The organism is Saccharothrix xinjiangensis (assembly GCF_039527585.1).
In the GTDB taxonomy this organism is placed as follows: Bacteria; Actinomycetota; Actinomycetes; order Mycobacteriales; family Pseudonocardiaceae; genus Actinosynnema; species Actinosynnema xinjiangensis.
On sequence record NZ_BAAAKE010000023.1, the window covers coordinates 24814 to 50431 of the forward strand.

Sequence of the window (25618 nt, forward strand, 5' to 3'; positions counted from 1 at the left end):
CTGAGTGTTCGACTCGCGCGTCCTGGGTGTACGACACGGTGGGGCTGGGCGTACGACTCGCGCGTCCTGGGTGTGCGACTCGCGAGGGTGGGCTTTCGGCCAACGGAAAGTCGAGGGTGGATCGCAAGATCACATCGTGGAGTTTTCCCGCCACTCATTGTGGTGGGGCCCTTCTCTCTCTAGATTGAGCCGCGTTGGCTGGGGTTGATCAACTGGGAAGAGGCGTTGCGCGTGCGTGCGCTCACCCGAGGACTGCTCGGTGTGGCCGGGTTCCTCGTCGTCTGGGAGCTGTTCGGCCGATCTTGGCTGGTTCCCTCGGATTACCTTCCACCGCCGTCCGTCGTAGCGGTGGAACTGCTGAAGCTGCTGGGTGATGAGGCGTTCCTGCGGGACGTGATCGCGACGCTGCTCGCGCTCCTCATCGCGGTGGGGATCTCGATCGGGATCGCCGTCCCGCTCGGACTGGTGCTGGGCAGCGTCCCCTCGGTGCGCCACGCCACGCGGGCGGTGGTGGAGTTCCTGCGGCCGATCCCGTCGGTGGCGCTGATCCCCCTCGCCATCGTGATGATCGGCATCGGGCCGGAGATGAAGATCTCGCTCGCCGTGTACGCGGCGATGTGGCCCCTGCTGTTCAACACGATCTACGCGCTCGACGAGCTGGACCCGCTGCTCGTCGAGACGGCCCGCGCGTTCGGCTCCGGCCGGCTGCGCGTGCTGTTCTCCGTCGCGCTGCCCAGCGCGTTGCCGTTCGTGTTCACGGGCATCCGCCTCGCCGCGACCACGAGCCTCGTGGTGCTGGTCAGCGTGGAGCTGCTCGCGGGCGGCTCGGGCGGCGGCATCGGGCACTTCATCATGGACGCGCGCAGCGGCTCGGGCCGCATGGACCTGGTCCTCGCCGGGACCGTGGTCGCGGGCGTGATCGGCTTCCTGCTCAACGAGGGGCTGGAGCGCGCGCAGCGCCGCTGGGTCGGGTGGAGCACGGTCACGGGAGGTCGCTCGTGAACCGCTTCATCCAGCGGTGGGCGGTGTTCGCGGGCCTCGTCGTGGTCTGGGAACTGCTCACCTGGCTCGCGGACGACACGTTCTTCCCCCGCCCGACGGAGATCGCGACCGCCGCGCAGGCGCTGTGGCTGTCCGGTCCCGTCGAGGACCTGTTCCTCAGCGACTCGGTCTTCGAGCACGTCCTGCCGAGCGTCGGCAGGCTCCTCGGCGGCTGGGCCATCGCCTCCGTGATCGGCGTCGCCCTCGGCGTCGCCCTCGGCCGCTCCTCGGCGGCCATGCAGTTCGCGGGTCCCCTGCTGACGTTCATGCGCTCGATCCCGCCGCCCACCCTGGTGCCGGTGTTCCTGCTCCTGTTCAGCGGCGGCACCCAGATGCAGATCGCCACGATCGTCTTCGGCGTGCTGTGGCCCATCCTGCTCAACAGCGTCGACGGCGCCCGCTCCGTCGACGCCACGAAGTTCGAGACCTCGGCCGTGTTCCGCATCCCCCGGCACCAGTGGGTCCTCGGCGTGGTCCTGCCCGCCGCGTCGCCGAAGATCTTCGCCGGGTTGCGGGTCTCCCTGTCGCTCGCCCTGGTGCTCATGGTCGTGTCCGAGCTGGTCGGCACCGACAACGGGATCGGATCGCAGCTCCTGCTGGCGCAGCGGTCCTTCGAATTCCCAGACATGTGGGCCGGGATCATCCTCCTGGGGATCCTCGGCTACGCCTTCAACACCGTGCTCCTGGCCTTCGAGCACCGGGCCCTCGCCTGGCAGCCGAGGCAGGAGCGCACCCCCGCGACGGTGGAGGAAAAAGCGTGACCGCGATGCTCGAAGTGGCCGATCTCGGCCATACCTACCAGGCCAAGGACGGCGCGCACACCGCGATCGCCGACCTGTCGTTCACCGTCGGCGCAGGCGAGCTGGTCTGCGTCGTCGGACCGTCCGGCTGCGGCAAGTCCACGCTGCTGCGCACCATCTCCGGCCTGATCCGCCCGACCCGCGGCGAGGTCAGCCTGCACGGCGACCGGGTCAGCGGCGTGCCCGACGACCTGGCCGTGGTGTTCCAGGACTACAGCCGCTCGCTGTTCCCGTGGCTGTCGGTGCTCAAGAACGTCGAGTTCCCGCTGCGCCGCGGCCTGGGCCGCGCCGAGCGCCGGGCCCGCGCGGTCGAGGCGCTGGAGTGGGTCGGACTGTCCACAGCGCACCGCAAGTACCCGTGGCAGCTGTCGGGCGGGATGCAGCAGCGCGTGGCCATCGCCCGCGCCCTGGCCTACCGGCCCGCGCTGCTGCTGATGGACGAGCCGTTCGCGTCGGTGGACGCGCAGACCCGGTTCGAGCTGGAGGACCTGCTGCTGAAGGTCCGCACCGAGCACGACACCACGGTGCTGGTGGTGACGCACGACATCGACGAGAGCGTCTACCTGGGCGACCGCGTGCTGGTGCTGTCCACCTCGCCCGCGTCGGTGGTGGCGGACCTCAAGGTGGACCTGCCCGCGCAGCGCGACCAGATCAGCACGCGCGAGTCCGAGGAGTTCGTGGCGCTGCGGGCGGAGGTCGCGCGGCTGCTGAACGTCGGCAAGACCGCCGAGCAGGTCGCGGCGCGCCGCCGGGCCAACGAGGCGCAGGCGGCGAAGTGGGCCGAGGCCGAGCGCGCCGAGGCGTCCCGCGTGGAGGCCGAGGAGCGCGCCACGACGTGAAAACCTCTCGCGTGAGGTAGGGAGTCGTCCGACGGGCGATCCGCGGCGCACGGGGCCTCTCAGGGCCGCGCCGGGGGTCGCCCGTCGCCGCGTCCGGGTTCGGGTGGTCGGTCCGCGGCGTCGCGCCTGGTCGGGAGGCGCGGGAAGTCCTTGGCGCGCCTGGGTTTCGATGAACGTCGTTGGCAACGATTCGACATCGTTTCCCGCGAGCGGGACCGCCGCCGGCGGCGCGTCCCGACCGGTTTTCCGGCCCCTGCGGGAGAAGGGGGCGCCCGCGTCGGTCGGGCCGGGGAAAACGGGTGTGAGGAAGCGTTTCGGAACGGGCGCGGCGCGGTGCCCGAAAGGAAAAGCGTTGCGGTGCCCGGGGATCACCGCGCGAGTGCGTTGTGGAGAGTCGGGGAATGGCGCCGTCCGGCGGGATCGCCCAATGGGCGGGACGATCGGTCGCGGGATCGGAAATGGTGTGCCGCGTTGTGCTCCGTTCTCCACCGCGATCCGTTGCGGGGGCGCGGCGGAGAACGGGGCGCGGTCGTTCTCCTCGTGCGGCGGGCCGGCTCAGTCGTGCGCGGCGCCGCTAATCGTAAGGTGTTCTTTTCAAGGACCTACGTAGTTCTGGGCGAAGTACCCGGCCGACGATCGCGAGCCGATCAGGTGCTCCAGGCGGGCCTGGCCCAAACGGCTCAGGAACGGCTCCGGCGAACGGTGGATCATGAACACCATCCACTGCGAGAACTCCTGCGCACGCCACACGCGGCGCAGGCACACCTCGGAGTACGAACGGAGCCCGCTGTCGTCGCCCGTTCGGTGGTAGGACGTCAGGGCGGCGGCCAGCACCTCGGCGTCGTGCAACGCGAGGTTCATCCCCTTCGCGCCCACGGGCGTGATGATGTGCGCGGCGTCGCCGAGCAGGTACAGGTTCCCGTGGTTCATCGGTTCGACCACGTGGCTGCGCATGTCCAGGATGCGCTTCTCGATGATGCGGCCCTCGTTCAGCCGCCAGTCGGAGTCCTTGAGCGCCAACCGCTTGTGCAGCTCGGTCCACACCCGCTCGTCCGGCCAGTTGTCGACGGTGTCGTCCACCGGGACCTGGAGGTAGTAGCGCGAAACCGTAGAACTGCGGAGCATGTGCCCCGCGAATCCATCCGGGTGAAGTGCGTAAATCACCTTATGGGTGGATGGCGGGGCCTCCGCGAGGATGCTCAGCCACTCGATGCCGTGCTGGTGGCTGAACTCCTGCACCGCGCCCGGCGGGATGCTGCGCCGCGCCACGCCGTGGAACCCGTCCGCGCCGGCGATGAACGAGCACTCCAGCCGCTCGCGGGCGCCGTCGGCGTTCGTCCAGCTCAGGGCCGGTTCCGGCGTCTCGACGTCGTGCAGTTCGACGTCGCTGACCGACCAGCGGACGTCGCCGCCGCGCTCGTCGACGTAGTGCCGCGCGAGGTCCTTGACGACCTCCTGCTGCGGGTAGATGTAGTGCGTCTGGCCGTCGTACAGGGTGGCGTAGTCCACCTCGTGCGCGACGCCGTCGACGCGGAACTCGCAGGACCCGTGCCTGTCCGCCTCTTGGAGCAGCCGGTCGGCCAGCCCGTGGGCGGCGAGCATCTGCACCGCGCGGTGCTCCAGCACCCCCGCGCGGGGCCTGTTCTCGACGTGCTCGCGAGTGCCCCTTTCCAGCACCACGCAGGGAATACCGGCTTCGCGGAGCAGGTTCCCCAGGGTCAACCCGGCCGGGCCCGCGCCGACGATGCCCACGGCACGCCGGTTGCTCTGTACGGCCCATTCGGAGTCATGATCGATCACCGCATACCCCAACCTCTGGACAGCCTGTGCAAAGATGCTCACCGAAGGTAGTGGATCAGCCTTCGAGTGTCGGTCGACTGGGGTCTTGTCGAGCCACCCGCATCACTTTGAGTGGGTCACAGCGCCCCCGTCGCCCGTGCATCCTGCCCCCGCAAAGTCGCCACTCCAACAGGAGATGCACCCCATGACTCGAAGAGTCGGCCTCTCGGCACGAAGGATTCTCGGCGTTCTCTCCGCTGTCACGCTCCTCGCCACCGTGTCGGGCTGCGGCCTGCTCGGCGGCTCGGAGGAGCAGCCCGCCGAGTCCGCCGGATCGGGCAAGGTCGAAAAGGCCAAGATCAAGCTCGGCCTGCTCCCCATCCTCGACGTCGCGTCGGTCCACATCGCGATCAAGAAGGGCTACTTCCAGGAAGAGGGCCTGGAGGTCGAGCCGATCAAGATCCAGGGTGGCGCCGCGGCCATCCCGGGCCTGATCAAGGGCGACCTGGACATCAGCTTCGGCAACTGGGTCTCGTTCATCCTGGCCGAGTCCAAGCAGGGCGCGAAGGACGTCGGCGGTCTGAAGCTCATCAACGACGGCTACCAGACCAAGCCCGACATGTTCCTGATCCTCGCCAAGGGCGACTCGCCGGTGAAGTCCCCCAAGGACTTCGAGGGCAAGACCATCGCGATCAACACCTTCGCGAACATCGCCGAGCTGACCGCGAAGGCCACCCTGGAAGCCGCCAACGTGGACCTGTCGAAGGTGAACTTCAAGGAGTTCGCCTTCCCCGACATGGAGGCCGCGGTCCAGAACGGCACGGTCGACGCCGCGTTCATGGTGGAGCCGTTCATCAGCCGGGCCCAGCGCAACAGCGGCCAGGTCACCGTGCTCGACGCGGCGTCCGGTGTGACGGACGGCATCCCGATCGGCGGCTACGCCGCCACCGGCAAGTTCGTCGAGGAGAACCCCAAGACCATCGCGGCGTTCCAGCGCGCGATGGCCAAGGGACAGCGCGACGCCGCCGACCGCCCCACGGTGGAGCCGCTGCTGGTCGAGTACGCCGGCGTGGACAAGGAGACCGCGAGCCTCGTGCACTTCGGCGAGTTCCCGACCTCGTTGGACGCCACCCGGTTGCAGCGGGTCTCGGACCTGATGGCAACCTATGGCCTGCTCAAGGAGAAGTTCGACGTGAAGCCGATGCTGTTCAGCAGCTCCGGCAGCTGACCGTCCCGGGGGGAGCCCGGTTGGTCGTCGGGCTCCCCCTGGGTGTTTCCCGTTCGGGTCTCCAGCGTGAAATAGCCGTGAACACCGGTTAGCGATCGTTTAGCGCGCCCACCAGGGTGGTGCGAGACAATGGTTGATTGGCAAACTACCGGCTACCTGGTCCGAACGGCGGTATGACTCCCGGGTTTTTTCCATGAAGATCGCCCGGGTTTGAGGCAGATGTCGTTTCACTGGCTGGGGGGCTGGGGAGTGTGCTGACGGTGCGCGGTCACGACGACCACGCCTCCGGGGAAGAACCGGAGCGGATTCAACTCGACGCGGGTGACGCCGGGAACGGTCGGCCACCCGACTCGGGTCCCGGCACAGGCGCCGTGCCCGCCGACCGGGGCGTGTCCCGGTGGCGCCTGCGGAACTGGCGCCTGCGCAGCAAGCTGGCCGTGGTGCTCCTGGTGCCCGCGCTGAGCACGCTGGCCCTCGCGGGCCTCCGGCTGAACACGCAGCTCGACGACGTCGAGCTGTTCGGCAAGGTGCAGCGGGAGCTCCAGCTGTCCGCCCAGGCGGCCGCGGTGTCCGACGCGCTCCAGCTGGAGCGCGACGCCGCCGTGTGGTTCGTCGCGGGCGGCCGCGGCGAGAACGCCGCCGAGCTGGTCACGAGGTCCAGCAGGGTCGACGTCGAGGTCGGCAGGCTCAGGGACGTCGCCGCGTCCACCACGGGCATCGACCAGTCGGTGTCCGACGCGTTCCAGCGCGCCCTCCAGTCGCTGGACGGCCTGAACTCGTTGCGCAACACGGTGACCAACAGCCGGTACCCGGACGTGTCGGTGCACACCGCGTACGGGCAGCTGCTCGCCGCGCTGTCCCAGGTGCACCGCGCGACGTCGAGCAGCCTGAGCAACGAGACCATCAACCCGCTGGCGGGCGCCAACCTCGCGCTGTACAGCGCGAAGGAGCAGCTGTCCCAGCAGAACGCGATCCTGCTGGCCACCGCCGAGCGGGGCGCGTTCGCGCCGGGCCAGGAGAGCGCGCTGCGCGCCGCGCAGTCCAGGTTGGACGCCGCGCTCGCCGAGTTCGCCGGCGCCGCGGGCCAGGAGAACCGCCAGCTGCTGGCGGACACCGTGTCCGGTCCCGCGGTGGACGGTCGCAACCGGCTCGTGCAGCTCGCCCTGGTGCAGCAGGCCGACGAGGGCTCGGTCGCCATCGACAGCGCCAACGTCATGGCCCTGGGCGAGGAGACCGCCGGTCTGTACCGGACGGTCGCGCAGGACATCGAGCGCCAGGCCGACGCCGCCGCGGTCGACCTGACCGAGAGCGCCCGCGCCGCCGCGTGGCGCGACGCGGCCCTGGTGGCCGTGGCGCTGATCATCGCGTTCGCCCTCATGGCGTTCGTCGCCCGCTCGATGCTGACGCCGCTGCGCGTGCTGCGCCGCACCGCGCTGGACGTGGCCCGCAACCGGCTGCCCGACGCCATCAAGCGCATCCGCCAGCACCGCGACCCCGAGCGGGCGGCGGAGGAGGCGCTGGTGCCGGTGCCGATCCACACGACCGAGGAGGTCGGCCAGGTGGCGCGGGCGTTCGACGCCGTGCAGCGCGAAGCCGTCCGCCTCGCGGTCGAGCAGGTGGCCCTGCGCGCGAACGTCAACGACATGTTCATCAACCTGTCCCGGCGCTCGCAGGCGCTGGTCGAGCGGCAGATCACCGTCATCGACCGGCTGGAGCAGGACGAGCAGGACCCGGACCAGCTGGCCAGCCTCTTCGAGCTGGACCACCTGGCCACCCAGATGCGCCGCAACAGCGAGAACCTGCTGGTGCTCTCCGGCACCACGGTCAACCGCCGCGTCACCCGGCCCGTGCCGATCTCCGAGGTGCTCGGCGCCGCGGTGTCGGAGGTGGAGAAGTACGCGCGCATCCAGATCGCGCCCGCGCCGGAGCTGAAGATCCAGGGCCGCGTGGTCAACGACCTCGCGCACCTCATCGCCGAGCTGCTGGACAACGCGACCGCGTTCTCCAAGCCCACGACCAAGGTCACGGTGCGCGCCATAGAGACCCGGCGCGGCGAGGTGTCCATCCGCATCCACGACCGCGGCGTCGGCATGCAGGAGCAGGACATCGCGGAGGCCAACACCAAGCTCGCCGAGCCGCCCGAGGTCGACGTGTCGGTGGCGCGCGAGATGGGCCTGTACGTGGTCGGCCAGCTGGCCAAGCGCCACAGCATCCGGGTCACGTTGAACAACAACGACGACATAGAGGGTGGCGTCACGGCCCAGGTGGTGCTGCCGGTCGACCTGCTGCACCGCGGTCCCGAGCCGCTCACCGCGCGGCCCGCGCCGGCGGCGCTGCCGCAGCGCCCGGCCAACCTCGAACTGGAGGAGAGCGGCGTCGGCGTGCTGGCCGGCGTGCCCAAGTGGACGCCGGACGCCCCGCCCGGCAACTACGCGCCCCCCTCGCCGCCGCCCGGTCCGGCGCCGCAGGTCGTGCACACGCACGAGGCCGAGCCCAACGGCTTCTTCGAGGTCGAGCAGACCTCGGCAGCCGACCTGTTCACCTCCACCGTCGTGGAGGCGGCCCCGCTGCCGGGCGAGCCGCCGATCGACTACTCGTACCCGCCCGCCGCGGTCAAGCCCGCGCCGCCGGTCGAGGAGGAGGACGACGCCTCGACCCAGCGCCTGCCGATCTACGAGGACGTGTTGTCCCGCTGGTTCCAAGGAGCCGAAGCCCCCGAGGCGACGGTGCGCGGCGACCTGGGCGGCGACGTGCCGCCCGAGTCCGCCGCCGAGAAGACGATGTTCGCCGACCGCACCGACCTGATGGACGAGACGGGCGGCTTCGGCTCCGCGGCGGAGCAGGCCCGCGCCGAGCAGGGCTTCCAGTCCCGCCCCGGCCGGCCGGCCGGCGCGCCCGACCGGGCGGCGTTCAACCAGGCCGCGTTCGACCAGGCCCCGTTCGACCAGGCGCCCGACCAGGTGGCGCCCGGCCAGGCGGCGTCCGGTTCGACCGCGTCGGAGAAGACGGTGTTCGCCGACCGCGTCGACCTGGCAGGCGGCGAGCAGTCGCTGCCCGCCAGGCCCGTGCCGCCCTCGCCCCGCGGTTCCACCGCGGCGGGCCTGCCCAAGCGCGAGCCCTCGCCGTCGGCCATCCCCACGTCGGGTGGCGGCACCGACTGGGGCTCGGCGGACGACGGCTGGTCGGCCGCCACGAACCTGCTCAAGGCGCCGGTGGACGACACCACGACCGCGGGTCTGCCCAAGCGCGTGCCCAAGGCGCGCCTGGTGCCCGGCTCGCTCACCGGGCCCTCGCCCCGCGGGTCGGCGCCCACCGGGCCCCAGCCGGCGGCGGGCTCGGCGCCCTCGGGCCTCGCCACCGCCACGTCGCCGCGCCGCTCGGCCGACAGGCTGCGGCAGCGGTTCGCGACCTACCAGCGAGGTGTGCAGCTGGGCCGCGAGTCCAGCGACGACAGCGCCATGCCCTGGGAGGGCGTGTCGTTCGGCAACGCAGACAACAAGGAGCAGAAGTGACCACCGCAGCCGAAGAAATCGACAACTTCAGTTGGCTGGTCGACGACTTCGTCGGCAGGGTCGCGGGCGTCGCGCACGCGATCGTGGTCTCCGCGGACGGCCTGCTGCTGGCTTCCTCGTCCCGGTTGCCCATCGACCGCGCCGAGCAGCTCGCGGCCGTCGCGTCCGGCCTCATCAGCCTCAACCTCGGCGCGGCGCGCTGCTTCGAGGCCGGTGACGTCAAGCAGACCGTGGTGGAGATGGAGCGGGGCTACCTGTTCCTGATGTCCATCAGCGACGGCTCCTGCCTGGCCGTGCTGGCCGCGCCGAACTGCGACATCGGCCTGATCGGCTACGCCATGACGCGGCTGGTCGAGCGGGTGGGCGTCCAGCTCACCCCGGAGATCCGTTCGCAGCTGCACGTCGCGATGCGCGGCTGAGACCGCACCGACCACTAGGGAAAGCAGAGCAACATGAGCGGTGGCGTTCCCGGTCGGCCGGGGTCACCCGCGGTGAGCCCGACCGTCACGTCGACCAAGATCGTGGTGGCGGGCGGGTTCGGCGTGGGCAAGACGACGTTCGTCGGTTCCGTGTCCGAGATCGTCCCGCTGACCACCGAGGCGGTGATGACCGAGGCCAGCGTCGGCGTGGACGACCTGTCGGGCACGCCGAACAAGGTCACGACCACGGTGGCCATGGACTTCGGCCGCGTGTCCCTGGACCAGGACCTGATCCTGTACCTGTTCGGCACCCCCGGCCAGCACCGGTTCTGGTTCATGTGGGACGACCTGGTGCGCGGCGCCATCGGCGCCGTGGTGCTGGTCGACACCCGCAGGCTGTCGGACGCGTTCGCCTCGATCGACTTCTTCGAGGACCGCGAACTGCCGTACGTGGTGGGCGTGAACTGCTTCGACGGGCTGCTGCACCACCGCATCGAGGACATCCGGGAGGCGCTGACGATCGACCAGGCGGTGCCGATCGTGCCCTGCGACGCGCGGAACCGGCAGTCGACCAAGCAGACGCTGATCACGCTGGTGCAGCACGCGATGAGGCTGCCGACGTTCGCCTGACCCCCCTTCCGACGGCAGCGGGCCGCGACCGGGAAATTCGGTCGCGGCCCGCCGCCGTGCAGGGCCACACTCGGGTGCCATGCCGGAGAACCCGACGAACCAGGACGTGGCCGCCTACTACGACGCGCTCAACGAGTGGGGCCCGTCCGACGACTTCTACCTCGACCTGGCGCTGTCCGCCGACGCGGTGCTCGACGTCGGCTGCGGCACCGGCGTGGTGCTCCACGCGGCCCGCGCGGCGGGCCACGCCGGCCGCCTCGTCGGCCTCGACCCCGACCCGGACATGCTCGCCCGGGCCCGCGGGCGCGACGGCGTCGAGTGGGTGGCCGGCGACCTGGGCGGCGTCACCTTCGACGGCGAGTTCGACCTGGTCCTGATGACCGGTCACGTGTTCCAGGTCTTCCTCACCGACGACGAGGTGCGCGAGCAGTTCGCCGCCGTCCGCCGCGCGCTGCGACCGGGCGGCCGGTACGCGTTCGAGACCCGCAACCCGGGCGCCCGGGCCTGGGAGCGGTGGACACCCGAGAACGGCGCCGACGTCGTGGGCGAGCGGGGGGAGCGCGTGCGCGTCGAGCACCACGTGGAGAGCGTGGAGGACGGGCTGGTGCGGCTCAGCGAGACCTACAGCTGCCCCGACTGGGCCGAGCCGAAGGTCGAGCGGGGGACGCTGCGGTTCACCACCGCCGAGCAGGTCGAGGCGCTGCTGGCCGAGACCGGGTTCGAGGTCGCCGAGCGCTACGGCTGGTGGGACCGCAGCCCGCTCACCGCCACCAGCCGGGAGGTCATCACCATCGCGCGACCAGGTCCGCGCCCGGCCACCGGCCGTCGCTGACCACCAGCGCGCCGGTCGACCGCACCAGCGGCAGCGCCGCCGCCAGCGCCTCGCGCGCCAGCGGCTCCGGCGGCGGGTCGACCGGCACCACGCCGTGCAGCAGCTGGCGCCCCAGCACGGACAGCTCCGGCAGCGCGCACGTGAAGCCGTGCAGCAGCCGCCGCACGCCCATGTCCGCCAACGTGGTCAGGTTGTCCTCGACCGCGTCCGGGTCCACCGCCAGGCCCCGCGCGGACAGCGCCAGCCACAGCAGCGGCGGCGGCAGCGCGGACGCCCGCAGCGCCTCGGCCACCGGCGCGGTCAGCTCCGGGTCGCGGGACTGGTCCGGCGACAGCGCCACCAGCACCGGCAGCCCCTCCACCGCCGCGAACGAGCACGCCTCGTCCAGCAACCACGCGGCCAGGTGCCCGCTCACGCCCAGCTCGTCGGCGAAGCGCAGGCACTCGTCGTGCCCGACCGGTTCGCCGCCGCCCTCCTGCCAGCGCAGCCGCGCGGCCACCGCGACCCGCGCGCCGTCCCGCTCGACCGGCGGGTAGTCGATGTTGACGTCGCCGCTCGCCACCGCGTCCGCCAGGGCCGCGCCGAGCCGCAGCCGCTCCCGGTCGCGGGTGTCCAGCTCCTCGTCGTAGACCTCCCACTGGCCCCGGCCGCCGCGCTCGGCGCGGCGCAGCGTGCTGTGCGCCCGGCGCAGCAGCGCCATCGGGTCCACCCCTCGCGTCGCGGTGCGCACGAAACCCATGGCCGCCGACAGCACGAACCGGCGGCCCGCCAGGTGCACCGGCTCGGCCAGCTCCGCCTCGATCGCCGCGGCCAGCGACGGGATGCCCGGCGTGGTGGGCGAGTCCTCGACCAGCACCGCGAACTCGTCGCCGCCCAGCCGCGCCACGGTCGCGGTCTCACCGGCCACCGCCGCCGTCAGCCGCCGGGCCACCGCCTTGAGCAGCTCGTCGCCCGCCTCGTAGCCCAGGCCGTCGTTGACCACGCCCACGCCGTGCACGCCCAGGTAGCACAGGGTGACCGCGCCCGGTCGGGCCAGCGCGCGCTCCAGCGCGGGCAGGAAGCCCTGCCGGTTCGGCAGGCCGGTCAGCACGTCGTGCAGCGCCTGGTGGCGCAGGTACTCGCGCAGCACCCGCTGCTCGGTGGTGTCCTCGACGACCGCGACGTGGTACTTGGGGTGGCCGTCGGCGTCGCGCACCACCGACAGCGCCACGTTCGTCCACATGGGATCGCCGTTCGGGCCGGTGAACCGCCGCTCGGTGCGGAAGGTGCCGTCGTCCGACCGGAGCAGCCGCGCCTGGTCCGCGCGCAGCGCCGCCAGGTCCTCGGGGGTGAACAGCGCGGACGGCCGGTGGCGGCCGTCGCGCGCCGCCTCGCCGGGCCGCCCTTCGAGGGGCCGGTCGCCGGGGTCGTGGTCGGCGGCGCCCTGCCCGGCGCCTGGTCCGGCGGTGTCCTGCCCGGCGGTGTCCTGCCCGGCGGTGTCCTGCTCGGTGGCGTCTTGCCCGGCGGTGTCCTGCCCGGCGGTGTCCTGCCCGGTGGCGTCCGGGTGGGAAGCGCCCTGTTCGGTGGCGAGTTGCCCGGTGGGGCGCGGTCCTCCCGGGTGGTCCTCCTCCGGGCCGAGCATGGTGACCAGCGCCGGGTTGGCCTCCACCACCGCGCCGTCCGCGTCGAAGATCGCGATGCCCACCGCGGAGCTGGCGAACACCTGCCGGAACCGCGCCTCGCTGTCGTGCAGGTCGTCCCGGGCCCGCTCCAGCGCCCGCAGCAGCGACGACCGCACCTGCTCCTGCTCGGTGAAGACCTGCCCGCGCGCGGCGCCCGCGTACCCGGCGGCGACCGCGCCGAGCAGCGTGATCACCCGGTCCGCGGGCGCGTCGGCCAGGTCGGGCAGCAGGCGGCCGAGCACCTCGATCGTCCGCCGGAGGCAGTCCGGGCCGGTGAACCGGGCCGCCACCAGCCACGTGCCGACCTCGCCGGCGCCGTCCGGGTCGAACGGGACCGCCGTGAGCAGCCGCACCAGCAGCGCCAGGTGCTCCTCCAGGTCCTCGCGGGTCCTCGCCCCCGCCACCGGCGCGCACGCGGCGCCGGCCAGCGCCCTCGCCCACACCTCGGCCGGGTCCTGGCGCGCGGGGCCGTCCGGGGGAGCGCTGCCCCCGGTGCGGTCGGGTCCACCGGGCTCGGTCATCGTTCGGCGCGGCTCCGGTCGGCCGGCGCCGGGGCGCTCAGGGCTCGCGGCCGACGGCGGCGCACGGGTTCGCCGTCCCCGGCCCGTCCTGGGACCACTCAGCTCGCTCGACCACGGTGCACCTCTCGGGTGGTGGTTGACCATCGGCCAAATACGCCGGCCCAGCCACCCTACTGGGAAAGAACCATCCGCCGAACGGGTTAGAAACCCCTGTCACCCATTCGTGGAAAACCGGGGGCGGAAAGGGGAGGTCGACACCACTTCCCGGCATTCGGAATGCCCCGTCGCGGGCGGGCAGGGCGCCCGTGACGGGGCTACACGCAAACCCAGTCGGTCACCACGGTCGTGCCGCCCACCGCGCACCGGAACCGCACCGGACCCGGGGGCGGCGGCCCGAGCAGGAACATGCCCAGCTCGTCCAGCTCCGCCTCCTCGACCGGCCCGCCGGCGGTCAGCAGCTCCACCCGGCCCGGACGCGCGGGCAGCACCTGACCCGCCACGCCCGCCTCGGTCACCTCGACCTGCACGGAGACGCCCTCCGCGTCGAACACGAGCTGCCGCGCGGTCGACGTGGCCCGCGCCCGCACCGCCAGCTCCGCGTCCATGATCGAGTCGTAGCTGGTCAGCGCCGTCAACTCGGCGTCGACGGTGCGCCACGTGTACGCCGCGTGCGCCGCCTCGACGACGTGCGCGGGCACGTCCCGCGCCTCCGCCATGGCCGCCGCCAGGTCGCGCAGCAGCTCCTCATCGTTTTCCCACCCCGGATCGCCCTTCAGCACCGAGCACACCTCCTCCGTCGACCCGCCTCGGCTTGAACAGGCGGAACACCGCGGGAGTCTTCCGCAGCTTGTCCAGGCACCTGCTGCGGGTGGGTCCGATGCTGCCGACCGGCATGGCCAGCCGCTCGCCCACCGACGAGTAGCTCGGCGGCGGGTCGGCCAGCAGCGCGGTCAGCAGCTCCCGGCAGTGCTCGGGCAGCGCGCGGAACCCGTCGCGCAGCGCCTGGAGCCGCTGCGCGGTCTCCAGCTCCTCGTCCAGCTCGGCCTCCGCGTCCACCGGGCTCGCCGGCTCCTCCTCGGACTGCGGGTCGAACGGTTGGAGGCGCTGCTGCATCCGCAGCATCCGCAGGCACTCGTTGCGGGTGGTCGTGGCGATCCACCCGGGCAGCGCGTCGGCGTCCCGCAGCCTGCCGATCTGCTCGACCAGCCGCAGCCACACCGTCTGGTTCACGTCCGCCGCGTCCGCGGGCCGCAGCCGGTGCCGGTGGATCACCGACACCACCAGCGGCGTGAAGCGGGCCACGATCTCGTGCCACGCACGCTGGTCGCCGTCCGCCGCCGCGCCCACCAGCGCGGCGATCGGGGCTGGGATCACGTCCCCTCCTCGGGTCCCGGGGGTGCTTCACCACCGACCGGGCGTGCGCCGGCGCGGACCCCGGCCGGGTCTCGGACTTCAGGTTCGTCGATGCCACACACTACGGAGCCCGGAGGCGTTCGCCAGATACACCGACCACCCTGTCGGGTGAGGCCGGTCGGCCTCATTCGACGAAGACGCCGTAGCCGGTGAAGAACTCGGGCTGCCCGACGAGCAGCTGGTCGCGCGCGGCGGCGGCCGAGACGCCCGACCGGGTCATCGTCGCGGCGATCCGCCCGGCCACGTGCGGCGCGGCGAACGAGGTGCCCAGCCAGTAGGCGAACCGGTCGTAGACCTCGTCCGGGTAGCCCGGCAGCACCCACCGGCCCTTGAGGAACGTGCTGGTCCGGTTGCCGACCGCGCACGCGTCCACCCAGTGGCCGTGGTTGGAGTAGCAGGCGGGTGAGCGCGTGCCGTCGCGCTCCTCGGCGACCGCCGCGACCGCCGTCACCCCCGGGAGCGCGGCGGGCCAGCTCGGCCGGGCCGTGCCCTGGTTGCCGGCGGAGGCGACCACCACCACGTCGGCGGGCAGCGCCGCGACCGACCGGCGGACCGGCTCGGACGCCACGTCGCCCTGCGTGAAGCAGCCCATCGACACGTTGACGACCTGCACCCGCTCGTCGAACGAGGACAGCGCCCGCGCGAAGTCCTCCTCGGTGCCCAGGCCGAACTGGTCGAGCGCCTTCTCCGGGTCGAACCGCACGCCCGGCGCGGCCTGCCGGACCACGCCCGCCACGAACGTGCCGTGACCGCCCTCCACCGCGAACACGTCGCCGGCGGAGTAGGCCGGGTCGACCTCGTCGGCCCTCGGCGAGAACGCGGTGCCCAGCCACGCCGGGTGGTCGCCGCCCGCCGTCTGCGAGATGCCCGTGTCCACGATGCCGACGGTCACGCCCCTGCCCAGGCCCGCGTCCGCCGGCGCCGGGTCGGCGATCGGACCCGACACGCGCGGCGGCTGACCCGGGTGGCCGTGCATGTTGCCGCCGTGCCCGAACAGCACGTGGTGCGGCTGGACCACCGGTGTGCGCTCGCCCGGCCACTGCTGCGGGTCGCGCAGCAGCCGCACGACGTCCGGGACGTCACCGGCGTTGCGCACCGGCAGCACCAGCCGCGCCATGCCCGCGAAATCCCTGCCGCGCTCGCTGCCGATGTTGTTCTGCGCCAACTTCCGGGCGACCCGGGCGACGTCCTCCGGGATGGTGAGCAGCTCCCGCGCCACGTACGCGAATTCCCGACCGCGCTCCGGGTGCAACAGGAAGTTCTTGTGCTCACTGATCGCCTGGTCGAATGCCCTGAGGTAAAGAGCCGCACGATCGGAAGGTTGGGACACCACGGCCTCACAACGGCGTAGAAGGGGTGTGGTGAGCTTTGATCAAGCTACCACAGGGTTCTTGGTAATAAGGTGGTTCTCGTGGCCGGTGAAACCGCCGCCGCAGCGCTGGAGGCCCGGCAGCGGGACCCGCGCGCGGCGATCGAGATCGGCCGCTCGGCACTGCGGGCGGCGCGGGCGGCGGGCGACGCGGAAGAGGCGTCGGCCGCCGAACGCGCGATCGGTCTCTCCCTGCGGGAGCTGCACGACTTCGACGGCGCGCTGCGGCACCTGCGCCGCGCGGTGCGGATCGCCGAACGGGCGGGCTCGGCGCGACTGGCGGCGCTGGCCCGGGTGAGCCTCGCGTTCGTGCTGTCCAACACCGGCCGGCACGCGCAGGCGCTGCGCGCGGTCAACGCGGCGCTGGAGGAGCTGGACGGCGGCGACGCCGACATCGCCCGGATGCAGCGCGGCCTGGTGCTGCACTACCTGTGCCGGTACGACGAGGCCCGGCGCGAGTACAACCGGTCCATCGAGGCGGCCCGCCGCACCGGCGACAAGCTCGGCGAGGCCCGCGCCCGCAACAACCGGGGCCTGCTGCGCGCCTACACGGGCGGCCTGCGCGCCGCCGACGAGGACTTCGACCGCGCCGCCGCCCTCTACCGCGAGCTGGACCTGGAACTGGCGGTGGCCGACGTGCGGTGGAACGCGGGCATCTCCGCGTCCCGGGCGGGCGACGTGCCCCGGGCGCTGACCATGTTCGCCGAGGCCGAGCGCGAGTACCGGCGGCTGGAGGTGCCCCGCCCGGCGCTGCTGATCAACCGGCTGGAGCTGCTGGTGTCCGTGCCCCTGCTGGAGGAGGCGCGGGCGGCGGCCGACCGGGCGCTGGAGGAGCTGGGCGACGACCTGGTGCTGGCCCGCTCGGAGGCGATGTTCTACCGGGCCCGCGTCGCCCTGCTGGAGGGCGACCTGGACAGGGCCGTGGAGATGGCGGTGGCCGCGCGGCGCGGGTTCCGGCGCGAGAAGCGCGAGGTGTGGGAGGCGGGCGCCCGGCACGTGGAGCTGCGCGCCGCGTACCTGAGCGGGCGGCGCGACCGGGCCCTCGGCGCCGCGCTGGCGCGGGTGGCGTCCCGGCTCGACGCCCTGGGCTGGCGCATGGCGGGCCTGGAGGCCCGGGTCGACGCGGCGCTCGTGGCCCGCGACCTCGGCGACGGGCGGCGCGCCGTGGCGGAACTGGTGGTGGCGGGCGCGGCCCGGCACGGCGGCACGGCCGCCCACCGCGTGCAGGGCTGGTACGCCGAGGCGCTGCGACGCGACCTGGAGGGCAACGCGCGGGGCGCGCAGATCGCCCTGCGGCGCGGCCTGCGGCTGCTCGACGAGTACCGGGTGTCGCTGGGCGCGGCGGAGCTGCGCGCCCTGAGCGGCGCCCAGGGCAAGGCGCTGGCGCTGGAAGGCCTGCGCGCGGCCGTGGCCTCCGGGCACGCCGCCCGGGTCCTGTCGTGGGCGGAGGCGTGGCGGGCCGGCGCGCTGCGCATGACCCCCGCCCGACCACCCGAGGACTCCGGCCTGGCCGACGCCCTGGCCGAGCTGCGCGCCGTGACCGCCGACCTGGAGGCCGCCCTGCTGGGTGGCAGGCCCGTGGCGGCCCTGCGGCAGCGGCAGGTGCGCGGCGAGCAGCGCGTGCGCGACCTGACCCGGCAGACCAGCGGCGGCGGCGCCGTGTCCACCCCGCCCGACGTCCACGACCTGGCCCACGCCCTCGGCCCGGCGGCCCTGGTGGAGTACATCGACCACGGTGGCGCGCTGCTGGCCGTGGTGGTGGCGGGCGGCCGCGCCTCCCTGCACCACCTGGGCCGGCTCGACGGGGCCCTGCGCGAGGTCCGGCTGCTCCGCTTCGCCCTGCACCGCCTGGTCACCCTGCCCGAGCACGTGGACCGCTCGGCCGTCCGCGCGGGCGCGGACCACGCGGCCGGCCTGCTGGAGACCCGCCTGCTCGCACCCCTGCGCCGCCGCCTCGGCGCCCGCCCCCTCGTGCTGGCGCCCACCGGCCCCCTCGGCGGCCTGCCCTGGTCCGCCCTGCCGAGCTGCCGGGGCCGCTCGGTCGTGGTGGCCCCCTCGGCCACCGTCTGGCTCCGCGCCTCCACGGCCGACCCCCGCCCACCCGGCGCTCCCCGGCCCCCGACCCACCTCCTCAACGGCGCCGCGCCCGGCCAGGCGGGCCTGGCGGACGGGCCGGACTGGGCGGTCGGCGCGGGTCGGGCATCAGGCCCCGGTCGGGCGGTCCTGGCCGCCGGCCCGAGGCTGCCCGCCGCACCCGCCGAGATCGCCGCCATCGCCCCGTTGACGGGCCCGGCGTCGGTCCTGGTCGGCGCGGACGCCACGGTCGACGCCGTGGCCGCCGCGATGGACGGCGCACCGCTGGCGCACGTCGCCGCGCACGGCTCGTTCCGCGCCGACAACCCCCTGTTCTCCGCCCTGGAACTGGCCGACGGCCCCCTCACCGTCTACGACCTGGAACGCCTGCGCACCCCACCCGCCCGGGTGGTCCTGTCGGCCTGCGACTCGGGCCTCTCGGCGGTCCGCCCCGGCGACGAGCTGATGGGCTTCACCGCCGCCCTCCTCGGCCTGGGCACGCGCACCCTCATCGCCCCGGTCGTCCCCGTCCCCGCCGAGGTCACCACCCCCCTGATGGTCGACCTGCACCGCCGGCTGAACGCCGGCGAACCACCGGCGGTCGCCCTGGCCAACGCCCAGGAAGCCCACCGCGAATCCGGCGACGCCGCCTACGCCGCCGGCGCGGGCTTCCTCTGCTTCGGCGCCTGACCCCCGCGCGAGTCGTACGCCCAGCCCCCGCGTGTCGTACGTCCAGCCCGCGCGAGTCGTACGCCCAGGTCCACCGTGTCGAACGCTCAGGACCCCCGAGTTCTGCGTTCGCGCGCGTTCCGGCCGCTAGGTTGGGCGGGTGGACGCACGCGAGATGCTGGCCGTGGCGGTGGAGGAAGCACGCGCGGGCCTGGCCGAGGGCGGCATACCGATCGGCGCGGCGCTGTTCTCCGCCGACGGCGAGCTGCTCGGTCGCGGCCACAACCGGCGGGTGCAGGACGGCGACGCCTCGACCCACGCCGAGACCGCCGCGTTCCGCGCCGCGGGCCGCCGGGCGGGCTACCGCGGCACCGTGATGGTCACCACGCTGTCACCCTGCTGGTACTGCAGCGGCCTCGTCCGCCAGTTCGGCATCCCCCGCGTGGTGATCGGCGAAGCCCGGACCTTCCACGGCGGTCACGACTGGCTGGCCGAGCACGGCGTGGGGATCACCCTCCTGGACGACCCGGGGTGCGTGGCGATGATGACGGAGTTCATCGCGGCCAAGCCCGAGCTGTGGTTCGAGGACATCGGCCAGGATTAACGCGGAACGTCGCCTCGGGACACAGTCCCGACACGGACCGCTGTCAAGATCAACGGGCATGAATCCCTGGTACGTGGACCACTGCCTCGTCCTCGACGAGGGCGTGGTGGCCGTGGAGGTGCCCGCGAGCTGGGGCGCCGAGGTGAGCCACCAGCTCCGCTCCACCGGCCCCCTCGGGCCGATCCTCGCGATCCCCGGCCCCCGGCTGAGATGGCTGTTCCTCGCCGAGCCGGACGCCGAACCCGAACCGCGCTACGTGCTGCCGCCGAACGCCCGGTACTGGCGCGGACCCCGGCGCATCCCCGCGCAGGAGTCGCGCTGGGTGGTCCCCCCGGCGGGCGCACTGCCCCCGGTGGGGGCGGTGCGCTGCGCCATCAGGACCGTCCGCCGGTTCCGCTAGAACCGGCCCAACGCGTCATCGAGCGACTCGACCACGGTGAACACGGAGTCCAACCCGGTCGCCTGGATGGGGCGCAGGGTCGCCCGGCTCGTGGCCACGAGCACCAGCGACACGCCCAGCGAGGACGCCCGCTGGTTGCCCACCACCAGCGACTCCAGGCCGGCGGAGCCCAGGAACCGCACTCCGCCGAGGTCGACGACCACCCCTCGCACGCCTTCGACCAGGTGCTCCTTCAGCGGCCTGGCCAACTCGTCCGCGCTGCTCGTGTCCAACTCGCCCGACACGTGCAGCACCACCACGCCGTCCGCCGGTCGGTCGACCCGCACGGAAGCGAGCGTCGCCGCGGGTTCTGGCACGCTCGTTCTCCTCTCGTTCAACGCCGCCCGGTGCGGCGCGTACTCCACGGTAATCCCTAGCGGGCGTCGTCGACCGTCTCGGCCACCACCACGTCCACCAGCTCACGCGCGTCGGGTGACGCGCCGAACGCGCGCCGCTGCCTGGCCGCGCCGCTGCCGTGACTGCGCAGCCACTCCAGGTGACCCTCCACGGTGCCCAGCGCGTCCGCGTCCCGCAACGCGGGCTCGCACCACCGCGCCAGCTCCAGGGCCAGCTCGCGGGCCGGGAGGAGGTGACCGGTGCGGGGGTCGACGGCCAGCCCGTCCACGCCGTCGCGCGACGCGCGCCAGTAGGCCGCCTTCAGCAGCACGTCGCTCACCGGCTCGACGTCAGCCGACTCGGCCGCGGTCCGGGCGAAAGCCCTGATCAGCTCGGCGATGACCACGACCTCGCGGGCCGTCATCGGCAGGTCCGTGACCCGGATCTCGACCGTCGGGTGGTTCGCGGACGGCCGGACGTCCCAGTAGACCATGCCGCTGTCCAGCAGCACCTCGGTCGCCTCCAGGGCGCTGACCACCCGGTCGTACTCCTCGGCCGACGCCAGGTGCGGCGGGGGGCCGCTGATCGGCCAGCGGGACCACACGATCGAGCGCCAACTCGCGTACCCGGTGTCCTCCGCCTGCTCGATCGGCGAGTTCGCGCTCAGCGCGAGCAGCGTCGGCAGCCACGGCCGGAGGGCGTTGCCCACGCGCACCGCCGTGTCCTGGTCCGGCACGCCGACGTGGACGTGCATCCCGCACACGCCGGAGCCGCCGATCATCTTGCGGTGGGAGTACTCCATCATCCGGTAGCGGGGGTCGTCCGTGCCGGGCGGCGGACCCGCCGTGCCGATCGGCGGCACCGACGAGGCCAGCAGCCGGCACCCCGCCGCGTGCGCGGCCTTCGCCAGGTGCGTCCGGCCGAGCAGGACCTGCTCGAACAGCTGGTCGGTCGACTCGCACACCGGCGTGGCGACCTCGATCTGGAACGGCGTCAGCTCGCGCTGCACGTCCAGGCGCGCCCCCGCGTGCTGCTGAACCGACTCCGCCAGCGGAACGGGACGGCGTGATTCGGGGTCGACGAGCAGGAACTCCTGCTCGACCCCGACGGTCCACGGCTGTCTCATGACCGCTCCCATACCCAATCGGGGCATGATCCAACCATCGTGTTTGGCATTGGTCCGGGAGGGAACCTGCGCGGGGGTGAGACTCCGCCGCAGCGACCCCAACGGACCCGGCTGGCACCGCCGTGCGCGGGGGCGCGGGTTCAGCTACACCGACGCGGACGGCGCGCCCCTGGACGCCGGGTCGGTCGAACGGGTGAAGGCCCTGGTGATCCCGCCGGCCTGGCGGGACGTGTGGATCTGCCCCCACCCGAACGGGCACATCCAGGCCGTCGGCACGGACTCGGCCGGGCGGCGGCAGTACCTGTACCACGAGAAGTGGCGGCAGGACCGGGACGAGGAGAAGCACGAGAGGGTGCTGGAGCTGGTCCCCGCGCTGCCGGCGTTCCGCGAGGAGGTCGGCCGGGAACTGCGCGAACGGGGCCGCTCGCGGCGGCGGGTGCTGGCCGTGGCGCTGGCGGTGCTCGACCAGGGGGTGTTCCGGGTCGGGGGCGAGACGTACGCGGCGGACAACGGCACGCACGGGGTGGCGACGCTGCTGTGCACGCACGTGGCGGTGAGGGGGTCCACTGTGGACTTCTGCTACCCGGCGAAGGGCGGGATCCAGTTCACCACGGAGGTGGAGGACGCGGGGTTGGCCCGGGCGGTTCGGTCGTTGTTGCGAGGGCGGGCTGGTTCCGGGGCCGGGGCCGGGTCCGGTTCGGGTTCGGAGTCGGGCCCGGGTGAGAGGCTGCTCGTGGACGACAGCGGGTACGAGATCGGGTCGGACGACATCAACGAGCGGTTCAAGGAGCTGGTCGGTGACGAGTTCTCGGTGAAGGACCTGAGGACGTGGCACGCGACGGTGCTCGCGGCGGCGGCGTTCGCGCGGGAGGGGACGCCGGGGACCAAGAGCGGGGCGAAGCGGGTGGAGGCGGCGGTGGTGCGGGAGGTGTCGGAGCACCTCGGGAACACGCCGGCGGTCGCCCGGAAGTCCTACGTCGACCCGAGGGTGGTGGACCTCTGGCGGCGCGGGGTGGTGATCAAGCCGAAGTCGGCCGACCGTGGGACAGTGGAGCGGGCCGTGGTGAAGTTGCTGCGGAAGAAGGGGAAGGGTTAGGCGGATCGGCCACACGATCGGGTGATCATCGGCCGAAGATGTACGAAAACGAGGGGTTCGCGACTCGGTTGAACATGAGGAACTGCGCGAACCACCGGATGTTGTGTTGGGCGGGGCACCGCAACGACCCTGAGCCTCGGCCCCCCGGCCCCGGCCCCTGGCTTCCGACCCCGACCCTGGACCTGGCCGACCCGATGAACCTGCCAGGCCCACACCTTCCGATCCCTGACCCGGCCCGGAGGCGGTCTGGCCTGGAGGCGGCCCGACCCGCACGCCGGATGGGCGGCAGGCGAGCGGGATGTGGGTGGAGGTGCGGAGGGGGGAGTGGAATCGGCGGGGTGGGGGTGGAGCCGGGTGGGGGTGGAACTGGTTGGGGCGGGACTGGGTGGGGCGGAACTGGGTGGGGGTGGGAGTGATCAGTCCTTGAGCAGCGCCCCGACGTCCTCGTGGAGCCGGATCGCACCGCCCACCAGGACGATGTCCGCCTCGCAGGTGACCGCCCGCAGCGGCAGGAGCTCGTCGGCTCGGTGTTCGCCCACCAGGTGCGAGCCCGCCAGCACGTCGGTCAGGAGGAGGGTGTCCACGGTGCCCTCTTCGAGTGCCCGCGTCACCGCGTCCAGGCCGTGCACCGCTCGGCCGGTGAGGCGGGTCGACTCGTCGCGGAAGCGTTCGACCACGGCTCGGCGCGCGTCCTGGTTGGCCCGGCCTGCCAGGTGGAGGACCGCTCGGTCCGGCGGGCCCTCGACCTCGACCACCAGGTGGTGGTACCGGCTGGGCAGCGCCACGCGCAGTGAACGGCGGCCGGCCAGCGGGCCCGCCAGCACCAGCAGCGGGGCGCCCAGGCGGTCCACGAGGGAGGTCGCTTCGTGGGCCACGTCGGCGAGTTCGGCCGCGTCCAGGCGGTGGTCCGGGCGGCGTGCGCCGACCGTCGCCACGGCCACCGGTCGGCCGCTCGGGTCCACGCCGCGCAGGTCCACGCCGTGCTCGCCCACCTGCACGACGACGTGCGGGAGCAGCGGTTCGGAGAGGTCCGCCAGCGGCAGGAGGTAGGGCAGTTCGCCGTACCGCGCCGTGTACCCGGTGGGCGGCACGGGCACGTAACGGTCCACCAGCACTCGCCCGCCGCCCACCACCAGGCCTCGGCCCGCCATGCCGCGCGGGGTTTCGCCGCTCATGATCGAGTTGTGCGCCAACGCCACCAGGTACGGGTCGGCGGACTGGGCCTGGAGCTGGTCCCGCATCGCGCGCCAGCGCAGTTCGACGTGGTCGCCCACGTCCAGGAACACGGAGACGAACGGCCCCTCGATCCCGACCACGTCGTGCAGACTCGCGGTGTCCATGGGTCCTCCCGGTTCGGGTCAAACGGGAGGTACCCGAAAGTGGCCTAAGGCAACCGTTCGTCACGATTCAGGACGATCGGTCACCAACCGGGGGAGCGGCAAGCGGGAGAGCGGCAAGCGGGGGAGCGGCAAGCGGGGGAGCGGCAAGCGGGGGAGCGGCAAGCGGGGGAGCGGCAAGCGGGAGAGCGGCAAGCGGGAGAGCGGCAAGCGGGAGAGCGGAGCGGGTCGGGGGCGAGTGGGTCAGGGCACGCGAAGGGTTGACCGCGTGCGCTGTTCGCACCACGCGCAGCTCGCGGCCACGGCCACGGACGCGAAGCCGATCAGCAGGTGTGCCGCGTTGCCGACCGCGCCGGCGTCCATCGCCGAACCGACCTGGCCCGCCTGGCCGGCCTCGCCCGCCTCACCGACGCCGAACGCGAACACCACCAGGAACACCACGGCCATCAGCGCTCCCACGGGTCGGGACGCGCGCATCGACGTCGCGGAGGCGCCGAGGACCACGCCGGTCACCACGTGCAGCACCCCCAGGGGCGCCCGGCCCGCGACGAAGTCGGCCACGCCCCACAGCACGAGCAGCACGCCGACGCACAGGGCCGACCGCTGCGGCCAGCACAGGTTCGCCACCACCGCGACCAACCCCTCTCACCCGGGTCCGGCTCGACCGGCCCGTTCGGCTCAACCGCGTCCACCCGGCTCAACCGGCACCGGCCGGTCCAACCGTCGTCCGGCTCAATCGTCGAGCAGGTCGCGCAATCGCGCCAGGGATCGGCTCAACAATCGCGACACGTGCATCTGCGACACGCCCACCGAGTCGGCGATCTGGCTCTGCGTCATGTTCCGGTAGAACCGCAGCACCACGATCCGCCGCTCCCGCTTCGGCAGCCCGCGCAGCATGGGGTCGAGGGCGTGCTGGAGCTCCACGACCTCCAGCGCCGGGTCGTCGAACGCCAGCCCCTCGGAGTCGGCCAGCCCGTCGTCCAGTGACAGCAGGTGGTGCGCCGACGCCGCGTGCAGGCCCTCGTACACCTGGTCCAGGGGCACGCCCAGGTGCCGCGCCACCTCGCTCGGCTTGGGCGTGCGCCCGGTGCGCCTGACCAGCTCGACCCGCGCGCCGTCGATCGCCGTGCACAGCTCCTTCAACCTGCGGGGCACGCGCACCGCCCACCCCTGGTCGCGCAGGTACCGCCGCACCTCGCCCGTGATGGTGGGCACGGCGAACGCCAGGAAGTCGATGCCGCGAGACGGGTCGAACCGGTCCACCGCGTTGATCAGCCCGACCGCGGCCACCTGCCGCAGGTCCTCCACCGACTCGCCGCGCTCGGCGAACCGGTCGGCGATGTGCCTGGCCATCGGCAGGTGCTCGGTGACCAGCCGGTCCCGCAGCTGCTGGTGCCTCACCCCGTCAGCCGTCGCCATCTCGTGGAACATCGGCTGGTAGTCGACCGCGTTCATGCCCGGCACCTCAGCTCCACCCGCAAGTGGCCGTCCCCCTCCACCCATGTGGCCACCGCGTCTGTCACGGAACTGACGACCCGCCAGTACAACGAGTCGTGGTCGGGCACGGTGACGGCCGATGAGCGGACCTGTGCGTGAAACCGAATGGAATCACCTTCCCGGGCGAACCTGCACAGCAGTTGCGTCCCGCTCTTCGCGCGGGCGACGAGGGCGGTGCACGCCTCGTCCACGGCGATCACCAGGTCGATCGCGAGCTCCGGGGTGGACCGGGCCACCGCCTTCGCGACCGCGCGGACCGTCGAGAGGTGCGTCGGCCGCGCCGCCACCCTCAGCTCCACCTCCGGGCCGTCCATGAGTGGCGAACGCTCCTCTCGTTCCAGGTTCGGGGGGCATACCCGCGTGTCAGGGGCGTTACACCAGTCCACACAGGACCCAG

At 73.0% G+C, this 25618-nt stretch carries 23 protein-coding genes; 12 read left to right on the forward strand and 11 right to left on the reverse strand.

The genetic code is table 11. The features are described from left to right. Positions 1–231 precede the first annotated feature (231 nt). From ABD223_RS32360 to ABD223_RS32370, 3 genes are read left to right on the forward strand one after another with little or no spacing between them, the layout of a single operon-like run. Positions 232–1002: an ABC transporter permease gene (locus ABD223_RS32360; RefSeq protein WP_344040484.1), complete on the forward strand. Its 771-nt coding sequence runs from the start codon at positions 232–234 to the stop codon at positions 1000–1002. Next, the gene (locus ABD223_RS32365) at positions 999–1802 is read left to right on the forward strand and encodes an ABC transporter permease (protein WP_344040485.1); all 804 of its coding nucleotides are present in this window, start codon (positions 999–1001) and stop codon (positions 1800–1802) included. Before ABD223_RS32360 ends, ABD223_RS32365 begins: the two co-directional genes overlap by 4 nt. Then, entirely contained in the window at positions 1799–2680 is an 882-nt protein-coding gene (locus tag ABD223_RS32370; protein WP_344040486.1) for an ABC transporter ATP-binding protein, read from the forward strand. Before ABD223_RS32365 ends, ABD223_RS32370 begins: the two co-directional genes overlap by 4 nt. A 594-nt stretch (positions 2681–3274) precedes the next feature. On the opposite strand, the gene ABD223_RS32375 is transcribed toward ABD223_RS32370, so the two are convergent. Then, positions 3275–4432, reverse strand: coding sequence for a 4-hydroxybenzoate 3-monooxygenase (locus tag ABD223_RS32375; RefSeq protein ID WP_344040487.1), 1158 nt, complete (start codon positions 4430–4432; stop codon positions 3275–3277). Positions 4433–4664: 232 nt separating this feature from the next. Between ABD223_RS32375 and ABD223_RS32380 the strand changes: the two genes are divergently transcribed. From ABD223_RS32380 to ABD223_RS32400, 5 genes are all read left to right on the forward strand, one after another. Continuing rightward, positions 4665–5687 (forward strand): ABC transporter substrate-binding protein, encoded by a 1023-nt coding sequence (locus ABD223_RS32380; RefSeq protein WP_344040488.1) that lies wholly within the window; start codon positions 4665–4667, stop codon positions 5685–5687. Between the two features lie 260 nt (positions 5688–5947). Beyond that, entirely contained in the window at positions 5948–9199 is a 3252-nt protein-coding gene (locus ABD223_RS32385; RefSeq protein ID WP_344040490.1) for a sensor histidine kinase, read from the forward strand. Beyond that, positions 9196–9618, forward strand: coding sequence for a roadblock/LC7 domain-containing protein (locus ABD223_RS32390; RefSeq protein ID WP_344040492.1), 423 nt, complete (start codon positions 9196–9198; stop codon positions 9616–9618). Before ABD223_RS32385 ends, ABD223_RS32390 begins: the two co-directional genes overlap by 4 nt. Positions 9619–9651: 33 nt before the next feature. Continuing rightward, entirely contained in the window at positions 9652–10248 is a 597-nt protein-coding gene (locus ABD223_RS32395) for a GTP-binding protein (protein ID WP_344040493.1), read from the forward strand. Positions 10249–10327: 79 nt separating this feature from the next. Then, positions 10328–11080, forward strand: coding sequence for a class I SAM-dependent methyltransferase (locus ABD223_RS32400; RefSeq protein ID WP_344040494.1), 753 nt, complete (start codon positions 10328–10330; stop codon positions 11078–11080). Here ABD223_RS32400 and ABD223_RS32405 read toward each other — a convergent pair. From ABD223_RS32405 to ABD223_RS32420, 4 genes are all read right to left on the reverse strand, one after another. Then, positions 11034–13262 carry a diguanylate cyclase domain-containing protein gene (locus ABD223_RS32405; protein ID WP_344040495.1) on the reverse strand — a complete coding sequence of 743 codons (2229 nt, stop codon included), beginning with the start codon at positions 13260–13262 and terminating at the stop codon, positions 11034–11036. The genes ABD223_RS32400 and ABD223_RS32405 overlap by 47 nt on opposite strands. 314 nt (positions 13263–13576) lie before the next feature. Next, positions 13577–14041 carry a hypothetical protein gene (locus tag ABD223_RS32410; RefSeq protein WP_344040497.1) on the reverse strand — a complete coding sequence of 155 codons (465 nt, stop codon included), beginning with the start codon at positions 14039–14041 and terminating at the stop codon, positions 13577–13579. Further along, positions 14007–14636, reverse strand: a complete 630-nt coding sequence (locus ABD223_RS32415) for an RNA polymerase sigma factor (protein ID WP_344040498.1) — start codon at positions 14634–14636, stop codon at positions 14007–14009. The genes ABD223_RS32410 and ABD223_RS32415 overlap by 35 nt, the downstream gene beginning before the upstream one ends. Before the next feature lie 163 nt (positions 14637–14799). Further along, the gene (locus tag ABD223_RS32420; protein WP_344040499.1) at positions 14800–15927 is read right to left on the reverse strand and encodes a S8 family serine peptidase; all 1128 of its coding nucleotides are present in this window, start codon (positions 15925–15927) and stop codon (positions 14800–14802) included. 159 nt (positions 15928–16086) lie between these two features. On the opposite strand from ABD223_RS32420, the gene ABD223_RS32425 reads away from it, so the two are divergent. The 3 genes from ABD223_RS32425 to ABD223_RS32435 all read left to right on the forward strand — a co-directional run bounded on the left by ABD223_RS32425 (position 16087) and on the right by ABD223_RS32435 (position 19790). Next, the gene (locus tag ABD223_RS32425; RefSeq protein ID WP_344040500.1) at positions 16087–18807 is read left to right on the forward strand and encodes a CHAT domain-containing protein; all 2721 of its coding nucleotides are present in this window, start codon (positions 16087–16089) and stop codon (positions 18805–18807) included. A gap of 154 nt (positions 18808–18961) precedes the next feature. Beyond that, complete coding sequence (locus ABD223_RS32430; protein ID WP_344040628.1) at positions 18962–19390, forward strand: nucleoside deaminase; 429 nt, start codon at positions 18962–18964, stop codon at positions 19388–19390. A 58-nt stretch (positions 19391–19448) separates the two neighbouring features. Further along, entirely contained in the window at positions 19449–19790 is a 342-nt protein-coding gene (locus tag ABD223_RS32435; RefSeq protein WP_344040501.1) for a hypothetical protein, read from the forward strand. On the opposite strand, the gene ABD223_RS32440 is transcribed toward ABD223_RS32435, so the two are convergent. Together ABD223_RS32440 and ABD223_RS32445 are read right to left on the reverse strand one after the other, a co-directional pair. Further along, positions 19787–20146, reverse strand: coding sequence for an STAS domain-containing protein (locus ABD223_RS32440; RefSeq protein WP_344040502.1), 360 nt, complete (start codon positions 20144–20146; stop codon positions 19787–19789). The two genes, ABD223_RS32435 and ABD223_RS32440, sit on opposite strands and share 4 nt — an antisense overlap. Before the next feature lie 56 nt (positions 20147–20202). Next, positions 20203–21291, reverse strand: a complete 1089-nt coding sequence (locus ABD223_RS32445) for a carboxylate-amine ligase (RefSeq protein ID WP_344040503.1) — start codon at positions 21289–21291, stop codon at positions 20203–20205. Between the two features lie 76 nt (positions 21292–21367). Between ABD223_RS32445 and ABD223_RS32450 the strand changes: the two genes are divergently transcribed. Next, positions 21368–22387 (forward strand): DNA topoisomerase IB, encoded by a 1020-nt coding sequence (locus tag ABD223_RS32450; protein WP_344040504.1) that lies wholly within the window; start codon positions 21368–21370, stop codon positions 22385–22387. Positions 22388–22803: 416 nt separating this feature from the next. On the opposite strand, the gene ABD223_RS32455 is transcribed toward ABD223_RS32450, so the two are convergent. From ABD223_RS32455 to ABD223_RS32470, 4 genes are all read right to left on the reverse strand, one after another. After that, the gene (locus tag ABD223_RS32455; RefSeq protein WP_344040505.1) at positions 22804–23727 is read right to left on the reverse strand and encodes a hypothetical protein; all 924 of its coding nucleotides are present in this window, start codon (positions 23725–23727) and stop codon (positions 22804–22806) included. A gap of 240 nt (positions 23728–23967) precedes the next feature. Further along, entirely contained in the window at positions 23968–24354 is a 387-nt protein-coding gene (locus ABD223_RS32460) for a hypothetical protein (RefSeq protein WP_344040506.1), read from the reverse strand. A 102-nt stretch (positions 24355–24456) separates the two neighbouring features. Further along, positions 24457–25179, reverse strand: a complete 723-nt coding sequence (locus ABD223_RS32465; protein WP_344040508.1) for a SigB/SigF/SigG family RNA polymerase sigma factor — start codon at positions 25177–25179, stop codon at positions 24457–24459. Then, entirely contained in the window at positions 25176–25535 is a 360-nt protein-coding gene (locus ABD223_RS32470) for an ATP-binding protein (protein WP_344040509.1), read from the reverse strand. The genes ABD223_RS32465 and ABD223_RS32470 overlap by 4 nt, the downstream gene beginning before the upstream one ends. Between the last annotated feature and the right edge of the window lie 83 nt (positions 25536–25618).

Excerpts from the sequence above, each read along its gene's own strand:
- ABD223_RS32380 (WP_344040488.1), top strand. The coding sequence starts at position 4,665 with ATGACTCGAAGAGTCGGCCTCTCGGCACGAAGGATTCTCGGCGTTCTC.
- ABD223_RS32395 (WP_344040493.1), top strand. The coding sequence starts at position 9,652 with ATGAGCGGTGGCGTTCCCGGTCGGCCGGGGTCACCCGCGGTGAGCCCG.
- ABD223_RS32400 (WP_344040494.1), top strand. The coding sequence starts at position 10,328 with ATGCCGGAGAACCCGACGAACCAGGACGTGGCCGCCTACTACGACGCG.
- ABD223_RS32405 (WP_344040495.1), bottom strand. The coding sequence starts at position 13,262 with ATGACCGAGCCCGGTGGACCCGACCGCACCGGGGGCAGCGCTCCCCCG.
- ABD223_RS32430 (WP_344040628.1), top strand. The coding sequence starts at position 18,962 with ATGCTGGCCGTGGCGGTGGAGGAAGCACGCGCGGGCCTGGCCGAGGGC.
- ABD223_RS32435 (WP_344040501.1), top strand. The coding sequence starts at position 19,449 with ATGAATCCCTGGTACGTGGACCACTGCCTCGTCCTCGACGAGGGCGTG.
- ABD223_RS32445 (WP_344040503.1), bottom strand. The coding sequence starts at position 21,291 with ATGAGACAGCCGTGGACCGTCGGGGTCGAGCAGGAGTTCCTGCTCGTC.
- ABD223_RS32455 (WP_344040505.1), bottom strand. The coding sequence starts at position 23,727 with ATGGACACCGCGAGTCTGCACGACGTGGTCGGGATCGAGGGGCCGTTC.
- ABD223_RS32465 (WP_344040508.1), bottom strand. The coding sequence starts at position 25,179 with ATGAACGCGGTCGACTACCAGCCGATGTTCCACGAGATGGCGACGGCT.
- ABD223_RS32470 (WP_344040509.1), bottom strand. The coding sequence starts at position 25,535 with ATGGACGGCCCGGAGGTGGAGCTGAGGGTGGCGGCGCGGCCGACGCAC.